This is a genomic window from Clostridium gasigenes (genome assembly GCF_900104115.1).
In the GTDB taxonomy this organism is placed as follows: Bacteria; Bacillota; Clostridia; order Clostridiales; family Clostridiaceae; genus Clostridium; species Clostridium gasigenes.
In genome coordinates this window covers 254,024-264,349 of sequence record NZ_FNJM01000003.1, presented here as the reverse complement: position 1 = coordinate 264,349, position 10,326 = coordinate 254,024, and the positions used below count along the sequence as shown (strand labels likewise).

Sequence of the window (10,326 nt, the reverse complement as noted above, 5' to 3'; positions counted from 1 at the left end):
ATAGTGATCGTGGTTATCAATATACAAATAGAACGTTCAAAAGTAAATTAGATAAAATAGAAGCAACACAGAGCATGTCTAGAGTTAGCCGCTGCATTGATAATGGACCTATGGAAGGTTTTTGGGGTATACTTAAAGTTGAAATGTATTATCTAAGAAAATTTGATACGTATGAGGAACTTGAACAAGCCATTGACGAATATATAGATTTTTATAACACACAAAGATTACAGAAAAAGTTAAAAAGTATGACTCCAATAGAATATCGAAGTCATACTTTAACAGCGTAATTTTTATTATTTACCCTGTCTACTTGACAGGGGGCAGTTCAGTTAAACCTAGGCTATTTATTATTTTGAGAAAAAATAGGAAAAAAACAAGGAAAACATAAAAAAATCAGATAAGGTAAACCTAACAAAAGAACGGTTTTACAGAGTAGGTATTAGTGCCTTTTGAACTTGCCTAAGTTGTTTAATTAATGGAAATTGGATATAATAGATAGAGATATATAAGAAAATAACTATAGAAATTTCAATGGACCTAAAAGAATTATGAGAAGAAGAATGTGAGGTTTTAATTTTAAAAAAATAAGTTTAGGAAGCAGTGATTTTAAAGAGTATATAGACAAATATAGATATTTTATAGATAAGACTTTGATAGTTAAAGAGTTTTTAGAGGATAGTGGAAAAATAATCCTTCTTCCAAGGTCAAGACGATTTGGTAAAACTTTAAATTTATCAGTTTTAAAATATTTTTACGCCAAAGGTGGGCAGAGACGAAATATGTGATGAAGATAGATCATACTTGTTTAAAGGTTTAAAGGTTTGAAAATAGAAAAAGAAACTGAAATAATAAAAAAACAGGGGAGTTTTCCGTTTATATACAGAGTTTGAAAATAGAGGTATTTAAAACGTTATAAAGTTAGCCTTAGTTTTTAACGGTAAGGAAGTTATGATAAAGCAATATGTAGAAATAACTAATATGTAAGTATACTTTGATTTTAATAGTATACTTACAGCAATACTATTGCATAATAATTTAGAAATGTGAAGGAGAGGATTAATTTGAAAATAATTGGTTTAATAGGTGGAATGAGTTGGGAATCATCACTTGAATATTACAGAATAATAAATGAAACTGCTAAATTAAAATTAGGAGGGCTTCATTCAGCAAAATGCTTAATGTATTCAGTAGATTTTGAAGAAATAGAAGTATTACAGCATCAAAATAAATGGGATGAATTAACTAATATTATGATTGATGCTGCTGAAAAACTAAAAAATGGGGGGGCAGATTTTATTATAATATGTACTAATACAATGCATAAAATGGCAAGTGATATAGAGGAAAGGGTAGGGATAAAAGTTTTACATATAGCTGAAGTAACGGGTGAAAAAATAATACAAAAGGGCATGAAAAAGGTTGGATTACTTGGAACTAAATTTACTATGGAACAAGATTTTTATAAAAAAGTGTTAAAAGATAAGTTTAATATTGATGTAGTTATTCCAAATGAAAATGAGCGAGAAATTCTCCATGAGATTATTTATAATGAATTATGCAAAGGTGTAATAAGTGGGGATTCAAGGGAAAAATACAAAAAAATAATAAATAATCTATCGTTGAATGGTGCGGAGGGCGTAGTGCTAGGATGTACGGAAATACCTTTATTGATAAAACAAGAAGATGTTAATATACCAGTTTTTGATACAACAACAATACATGCTATTTCTGCGGTTGAATTTGCGTTAGATAAATAGAGGTGTGTTAAAAAGAAAAAATAAGTGAGGGGGGTGGAAAATTAATGAAATTTAAAATTACTGATAAAATTGAAGAACAGGATAAAGAGACTATTTTTCAAGGATTATTGGAATATAATCTAGCTAGAATTGAAGATAAAAATCCAAAAGACTTAGGGATTTATTTAGAAGATGAAACAGGCAATAAGCTTGCTGGTCTCATTGGAGATACACATGGTAATTGGTTGACTATAGAATTTTTATGGGTAAGTGAAGAACTAAGGGGACAGAACATTGGCAGCCTCATATTAAAGAAAGCTGAGGAAACTGCAAAGGAGCGAGGTTGTAAATATGTTTTTTTAGATACATTTAGTTTTCAGGCACCAGAGTTTTATAAACAACACGGATACAAAAAAGTATTCGAATTAAAAGAGTATCCAGTAACAGGGAAGCGCTATTATTTTACCAAAGAACTTTGAATATAAAGATAACTTTCAATTTGCAGGGCAAATTAAATCAATTTTAAGAGAATAATTTTAAAAAACTAATAAATCGGAATTGGTGGTTGGGAAAATGGGTAAATTTCAAAGCGGTATTATTATAATTACTTTTGCTTCATTGGCAATGTATATATTTTTTTCAATAGTGAATGTTAAAAAATCATCTAAGTGGATAAAGTGGTATTGGCAAATGGATGTGGAGGAACAGAGAAAATATGATCCTCGAATTGCCGTATGCCGTTTGAAAAAAATGCTTGGTATAATAGTAGTAGTGGGCATAGCTGGATTTTTATTATCTTGGTTTATTAAAACTATAATTTCAATTATAACATTTGGAGTGATTATGTTTATATTGGTTTTTTCAGTTGGCTATATTGGACCAAAGAATTGCTTAGTAGTAGAAAAAAAGTAAGATTATAATCTCAAAGTTTAAAATTTAAGATTTAGTTAAGACTCATAAATTTATATTTAATGTCACAACTCAATAAACGAACAATTTACTTAAGCACTGCATTATTCATAAATTGAATTTTGGGGTGTTTTTACGTCGTAATTCAAGAATAAGGTACACTATTAAGACTATCTCTATAAAATGTTATTTTAAAATTGAACAATGTGATATTTACAAAATATCTTATAATTAATTTGTAGTAATTTTATATTGAGTAAGTAAAAAAGGGCTGAATAAGGATGGAGAATAAAGACTGTGTGTTTTGCAAAATAGTAAATAAAGAAGCGCCTTCAAATATTATTTATGAAGATGAACTTGTTTGTTGTTTTTTAGATATAGACCCAATAAAGGAAGGTCATGTGATAGTACCTAAAGAACTTGAGAATAAAAATAATTTAGATTCTGTAAAAGAAAATTTAAAAGTAATATTAGAAGGATTATAATGGAAATTGTGTTTTTTTATTTAACTCCAACAAGATATAATTCTAATGAGTTACTTTTATTTGAATAATTACAAATTTAGAAACTTTAATTGTAATTAAATCCAAAGATACCAAAATATGTGTACAACTCTATGGGGATAATATATAATAATAACGGGGAAATTCTAATATTAGTAGTTGTTAAAGTTAATTAAGTAAAACTACAAGTGCTGAATTGGAAACGTTTCCTAAAATAAAAAAGGAGGGGATTTTATGAGGAGAAAAGGAATTATTAAGTACCGGTCTCAATTAAGTATTTTCACCGTAATATTCTTCTGTCTAACTTTATTACCTATTAAAGCTAAAGTAGTTAGTGCAGAAAGCTTATTAAAAAGTCCAGTAATTAATTCGGATGGTACTGTTACTTTTAACTATCAAGGAGATGGTACAGAAGATAAGGTAATACTTAAAGGTGAATTTACTGATTGGGCGGATAAAGATGCTATTGTTAATGATAAAAATATATGGTCTATTACATTACCAACTTCAAGTAAGGTTGGATCTCAAGAATATGGATTTAATGCCTTTTATAAAGATGGTGTTTCTGATGGAGTTTGGAAGGGGGATTCTGTAAATACTATAAAAGCAACAAATGGTAACCCGGTACTTATAACACCTGGATATTATAAAATTGATAGTATATCTTCAGATTTAGAAGTTGGACAAACATTGCAACTTAAAGCTGTTATGTTAAAAGATAACGGAAAAACAGAAGAAGCACAGGATGTTAAGTGGACAGTTGATAATAATGATAAAGTTGAAATTAGTGAAGGTGGACTTTTAAAAGCTAAGATTACAGCAGTACCAGAGGGCATAAAAAGTTTGCCAATTGTAGTTTCTGCAATAAAAGGGGATAAAACTTTAACTAAAACAATTAATCTTGTAAATAAAATTGTTAAAGTTGATGAAATTATTAAAGCAGATGAACTTATAGCACAACCTGGTGGAAAAAGTAAATGGTATATAGCAGGTAGTTTTCAAGGATGGAATAATACTAATGCTGATACACAATTAAAGCATTTAGTAGATGGATTTTATGAATATTCTACAGTTCTTGATGCTGGAGACTATGAATTTAAATTTGTTAAAAATGGAACTTGGGATGGAGTCAGTAAGGGTGGGGACAATTTTAAACTTACTTTAGCTGAAAAGACAAAAGTGAACTTTTATGTAAATGAAGTCAAAAATGAAGTAAGAATAAATATTGCAGGAGTTGAAGGGATTACTCAGTACACTCCGAAACTAGATATTGCAAAATGGCCTAGATTAGTTGGTGACATTCAAAAAGTATTCGGAGAAGAAGCCTGGTCACCAAATACCTCTAAGCAAATGTTTGTAGATTATAATTTTGATGGAAGTCTTTATAAGATTCAAAGAAATATTCCAGTTGGAAAATATGAAGCAAAGGTGACTTTTGGAGGAAATTGGGACGAAAATTATGGAGCTGCTGATGCTAATTTAGCATTAAATACAGTAGACCCAGCAGATGTTGTTTTTTCAATTGATTATGCAGGTGACAAAATATTAAGACATAATTATAAACCAGTTGAAGGAGAATACGATGGGTTAATTAATAAGTCAGCAATAAAATTCGATTCAAGAAGTGTTACTTATAAGAAACCTTTTGGAGCAATAAAAGAAGAGTCAGAAGATTTAACATTAAGAATAGGTGTTGCTAAGGATGATGTTCAAGTTGCAAAGCTTGAATTAATAGATGGCAAGGGCGTAGCAAAAAGCTATGAAATGAGAAAAGCAACAACTATTGGAGAGATAGATTATTATGAAGTTTATATTTCTAAAGATGAGATATCATCTATAGGCGTATGGGGATATAAGTTTATACTTGTTGATGGTAAAACAAAAATGGAGTATGGTGATGATGGAATAAGTGGAGGAACAGGTTCTGCAACTGAGGAAGGTGCATTGCCTTATAATTTAACTGTATATGCTAAAGATTATAAAACTCCAGATTGGATGAAAAATTCAATAGTATACCAAATTTTCCCAGATAGATTTTTTGATGGTAATAAAGATAATAATAGAGCGAAACTTGTAGATGGGGTACGTGGGTTTATTGGACCAGATGGTAGTTTAAAATCATATCCAATGCAATATTTTGATGGTGGAGTAGATAAAGATCCAGCAGCATCACAAGTATGGGGAAGTTGGAGTGATTATCCAGAAAATCCAAGACATTCGACACCAGAAAATAAACCATATTATCCAAATTCAAAAACAGATAATATTTGGACTAATGAGTTTTATGGTGGAGATATTCAAGGGATAGAACAAAAACTTGATTATTTAAAATCAATTGGGGTTTCGGCTATTTATTTAAACCCTGTGTCTTGGGGAGCATCAAATCACAAGTATGATGCAACAGATTTTAAGTCATTAGATCCTATGTTTGGACAACCTGTGTACAATAAAGCAGGTGATGCAACATCAGGATTAAATTATGAAAAGACTAGAGCAGCCTCAGATAGAATTTATCAAGCATTTGCGAAGGCTTCAGATAAAAAAGGAATTAAATTAATTGCAGATGGAGTATTTAATCATGTTGGAGATGATTCCATTTATTTTGATAGATATGAAAAGTATCCTGAAATAGGAGCTTATGAGTATTGGAAGAGAGTTTGGGATAAGGTTAATGATGGTATGTTACAAGATAAGGCAGAAAAGGAAGTTAGAGATTACTTTACATCACTTAATAATCCTGTAACTGGTAAGAAATATTCATATCCACAAGATTTTGAATTTACAACTTGGTTTAAAGTTGAAAATCAATTGGTAACAAGAGATAAGGATGGAATAACTATTGATCCAAAAGATCAACATTATAAATATGAAGGTTGGTGGGGTTATGATTCATTACCAGTAATGGAAGCTAGAGAACCTCAAATTGGAGATAGTTTAGCTATTTCAGGTCAACATGAATGGAATAATATAAATTTTAGAGAAAATATAATAGGCTATGATTTAGCTGGATTAAGTGATTCTGATGCAAATAAACAAATGCAATTTGCAAACTCTCAAAGATGGATGTGGATGGGATCAAGCGGTTGGAGATTAGATTGTGCACCAGATGTTTCAACTGATACATGGAAAAAGTTTAGAGACGCTGTTAAGTCTACAGAAGGAAGATTAGATGTTAATGGCAAACAAATTGACAATCCTGTAATATTAGGAGAAGAATGGGGAGTAGCAACTAAATATTTACTTGGAGATCAATTTGATTCAGTTATGAATTATCAATTTAGAGGAGCAATTCAAAATTATATAATAAATGGTAAGGCAGAAGATTTTAATAATGCTTTAGAAATTATAAGAGAAAATTATCCGAAAGAAGCTTGGGAAGCAATGTTAAACCTTGTTGATTCTCATGATACAATTCGTAATTTAACTAAAATTGATAACCCTACATGGGACGAGGAAAATACAAAAATCGCACCAGATGCATCAGATAAGGCGCTTAAGTTACAAGCTTTAACTGCTATATTCCAAATGGGATATCCAGGAGCGCCAACTATTTATTATGGTGATGAAGTAGGAGTTACAGGAACTAAAGACCCAGATTCTAGAAGAACTTTCCCTTGGGAAAGATTAAAGGAAAGCAATGGGGATTACTCAGCAAATGGAAGATATAAAGAATTATTTGATGTCTATAAGAAATCTACAGAGATAAGAAATAAGAATCTTGATATTTTTGCAACCGGAGATATAAAAACTGCATATTCAAAAGATAGTGTTATTGCATATGCTAGAAAGAGTGATTCAAAAGGTGGTTTATTAGTTTTAAATCAATCTGATAAGGAAAAGACAATAGTAGCAGATGTTACTGGATTCTTACCTAATGGATTAAATTTAAAGGATGAACTATACGGAGATGTTAAAGCAAAAGTTATTGATGGAAAAGTAACTATAACAATACCAGCAGAGACAGCATTTATGATGGTTTCAAGCAATAAAATTGTTAAAATAGACAAAGTAGATGGCTTAAAGGCAGAAGCATCTAAAGGACAAGTTGATTTAACTTGGAATAAGGTAAATGAAGCAACTAAATATAATGTATATAGAACTAATCTGGAAGTAGAAAAATCAGAAAAGGTTGGAGAAACTACTAAAAATTCATTTAAAGATACAGATGTAGTGAATGGAACTAGATATTATTACTACATTACAGCAGTTAAAGGGGATAGTGAAAGTGATTTTAGTGATTCTATAACTGTATTACCTTCATTTAATATTGAAGCAGTAAGTACACCTAATCCAGTAAAAGATTTAATTATTGGAGTAGGTAATAAGACTGAAGAAGTACAAGTAATAATTTCAGTTCCAGGGTTAACTGATGATTCAAAATATGCAGGGCTTGAAGTTCCTAATATGGAAGCAAAATTATTATATTATAAAGATGGAACTTCAGTCGATAATGCAACAAGTATAAAATTAAGATATAAAAAAGATACAAGTGATGGTAAAAAGGTTTATTACGGAAGTTTTGAACCAACAGAAGTAGGAATATATAAGTATTTTGCAAAGGCAACTACAAATACAGGAGATAGTTATAAGCTTTCGGATGAAGTTTCAATGAAGGTTATTGCAGATGGAAAGGATACAGTAGCACCTTTAGCACCAGTCTTAAAGGATATACTAGTAGAATCAAATAGAGTTAAACTAGAGTGGAATTTAGGTGGGGATGAAATAGCTGGAGTTGAAGTCTATCGTAGTGCAGATGGTAACAGTTTTGTCAAAGTTGCAACTTTAGATTCAACTTCAAAGGAATTTATTGATTATACAATAAATAATGATAATAATTATATCTATAAAGTTTCTGCTTATGATAAAGCTTATAATAGAGAATACTCAGTAGTAAAAGAAGTAATACCAAAACTTGTTATGGTTGATGTAACTTTAAACTTACACATACCAAATTACACTCCAGCTACAGATGATATCTTTATTGCAGGAGATCTTAATGGTTGGAATGCAAGTGGTGGAAAGCTTACAGTTCCAAGTGGAGCTACAAGTCGTGATGTAGTTGAGTATAAATTTAAAATGATGGCCGGAAAATCAATACAGTACAAATATACTAGAGGTTCATGGGGAACAGAAGCTTTTTCAAGTCATAATAGAAAAGCTGACGATACTGAAGATTATGGTAACTGGGCATATAGTTCAACAGATACAAATATGAATTTAACAGTTAAAAATCAAGGTGGAAATTCTATGGTTATTGATGACTATATTCTTCGTTGGGGAGATATGCCAATGATGATTTCGATGCCAAGAATATCTTATGGAGATAATATTGAATATACAACAGATAAAGAAGACTTTAATCTAAAAGCTAAAGTTCCGTTTGGAGTTGCATGCACAATTAATGATGAAGATTTAAACAAACTATATCCAAATGCAATGGACCAGTATGGAAATATATTAGTTAATGGTATTAAATTAAAACCCGGAGTAAATAACTTTAAAATACACGTTGAACCTACTAAAGAAACATTAGCGTTACCTTGGTACACTGATCAAGGTAGAGCGGGTCAAGCTACAAAAACAATAAATATGAGTATAACTTATACAGGGGGAGAAGTAACTCCGCCAACAGATGTAAAGGTAACAGGAGTTGTATTAGATAAGACTTCAGCTACAATAAAAGTAGATGAAAATCTGCAATTAAATGCAATATTAAACCCTGAAAATGCAACTAATAAAAATGTTACTTGGACATCAAGTGATGAAAAAGTAGCAAAAGTAGATGCAAATGGTAAAGTTGTAGCAATTTCATCAGGAAAAGCTACGATTACAGTTACAACTAAAGATGGTGATTTTAAAGCTACTTCAGAAATTATAGTAAATAATGAAGAGGTAACACCACCATCAGAAGTAAAAGTAACTGGAGTGTCATTAGATAAAACTTCAGAAACTATAAAGGTAAATGAAAGCTTACAATTAAATGCAACAGTGTTACCTGAAAATGCAACTAATAAAAATATTACTTGGACATCAAGTGATGAAAAAGTAGCGAAAGTAGATGAAAATGGTAAAGTTGTAGCAGTTTCATCAGGAAAGGCTACTATTACAGTTACTACAAAAGATGGTGATTTTAAAGCAACATGTGAAATTACTGTAAATCCTAAGTGGACTTTAATAAATAGAATACCAACAATAGCTGCAAGTAATGTAGCAATAACAGTTGGAGATACATTTAATCCACTTAAAAATGTAACAGCAAGTGACTATGAGGATGGAGATTTAACTAAGAACATTAAAGTAGTTGAAAATCCAGTAGACACTACAAAGGAAGGGGAGTACAAAGTAGTTTACCAAGTTAGTGACAGTAAAGATGCCATAACAACTAAGATAGTTATAGTTACTGTAAAAGAAAAAGAAAAAGAAAAAGAAAAAGAAAAAGAAGAGGTAACACCACCATCAGAAGAAAAAGAAAAAGAGGACGCTAACATCCCAGAAAGTAATGGGACAACAATTATTGAAAAAATTGAAAATCCTAATGGGAAAAATGAGATTTCTATAAAAGAACCATCAAATGAAATAAGATTAGAAATTAAAGATATTGAAGCAATTAAAAATGGTACAGGAAGTTTTGAAATTAAAAATGGAGATAGTGTTATATTAATACCATTTGAATTAATTGACAAATCATTAATAACAGAAGGGTCAAGTATTATTTTTGAAATGAAAGTTAATGAGAACAGTGATTTAACAAAGGGAATGAAAGCTGTTAAAAAGGTATTTGAATTCACTCTAGGAGTAAAAAATGGTGATAATATTGTTAGTATCCATACATTTAAGGCTGGAATGGCATCAGTGACATTGAAGCTTTCAGATGAAGATTTAAAAGGTCTTAATAAGGATAAACTAGCGGTATTCTACTATAATGAAGAAACAAAGACATTTGAAATTTTAGAAACAACAATAAATGGGAATGAAGTTACATTTAAAACACCTCATTTCAGTAAATTTATAGTTGCAGAAAAGATTACTAATGCTGATGGAGTAATACTACCTAAAACTGGTGGGAATAATACTAAAAATATAATAATTATTGGATTATTATTTGTTGGAGTAGGAGTGGTTACTTTAAGAAAAAAAAGCAGTATTAATAATTAATAAATTTAATATTTAGTATA

7 protein-coding genes are annotated in these 10,326 nt (G+C 30.2%); all 7 read left to right on the top strand.

Annotated features, from left to right (window positions below):
* On the top strand, positions 1–290 hold a 290-nt coding region (locus BLS77_RS08685), incomplete at its 5' end, for an IS3 family transposase (RefSeq protein WP_139164830.1).
* A gap of 297 nt (positions 291–587) precedes the next feature.
* A complete protein-coding gene (locus BLS77_RS20765) occupies positions 588–788 on the top strand; it encodes an AAA family ATPase (protein ID WP_089968276.1) in 201 nt (66 codons plus the stop codon).
* Between the two features lie 276 nt (positions 789–1,064).
* Positions 1,065–1,760 (top strand): aspartate/glutamate racemase family protein, encoded by a 696-nt coding sequence (locus BLS77_RS08675; RefSeq protein WP_089968274.1) that lies wholly within the window; start codon positions 1,065–1,067, stop codon positions 1,758–1,760.
* Between the two features lie 44 nt (positions 1,761–1,804).
* On the top strand, positions 1,805–2,218 hold the full coding sequence (locus BLS77_RS08670; protein WP_089968271.1) for a GNAT family N-acetyltransferase: 414 nt from the start codon (positions 1,805–1,807) through the stop codon (positions 2,216–2,218).
* Positions 2,219–2,312: 94 nt separating this feature from the next.
* Positions 2,313–2,651, top strand: coding sequence for a hypothetical protein (locus tag BLS77_RS08665; RefSeq protein WP_089968268.1), 339 nt, complete (start codon positions 2,313–2,315; stop codon positions 2,649–2,651).
* A 278-nt stretch (positions 2,652–2,929) separates the two neighbouring features.
* On the top strand, positions 2,930–3,133 hold the full coding sequence (locus tag BLS77_RS08660) for an HIT family protein (protein WP_089968266.1): 204 nt from the start codon (positions 2,930–2,932) through the stop codon (positions 3,131–3,133).
* Between the two features lie 252 nt (positions 3,134–3,385).
* The gene (locus tag BLS77_RS08655; protein WP_089968263.1) at positions 3,386–10,306 is read left to right on the top strand and encodes an Ig-like domain-containing protein; all 6,921 of its coding nucleotides are present in this window, start codon (positions 3,386–3,388) and stop codon (positions 10,304–10,306) included.
* Positions 10,307–10,326: the final 20 nt, after the last annotated feature.

Bases quoted from the DNA above. Each gene is read 5' to 3' on its own strand.
- BLS77_RS08670 (WP_089968271.1), top strand. From the start codon at position 1,805: ATGAAATTTAAAATTACTGATAAAATTGAAGAACAGGATAAAGAGACT.
- BLS77_RS08660 (WP_089968266.1), top strand. From the start codon at position 2,930: ATGGAGAATAAAGACTGTGTGTTTTGCAAAATAGTAAATAAAGAAGCG.
- BLS77_RS08665 (WP_089968268.1), top strand. From the start codon at position 2,313: ATGGGTAAATTTCAAAGCGGTATTATTATAATTACTTTTGCTTCATTG.
- BLS77_RS08655 (WP_089968263.1), top strand. From the start codon at position 3,386: ATGAGGAGAAAAGGAATTATTAAGTACCGGTCTCAATTAAGTATTTTC.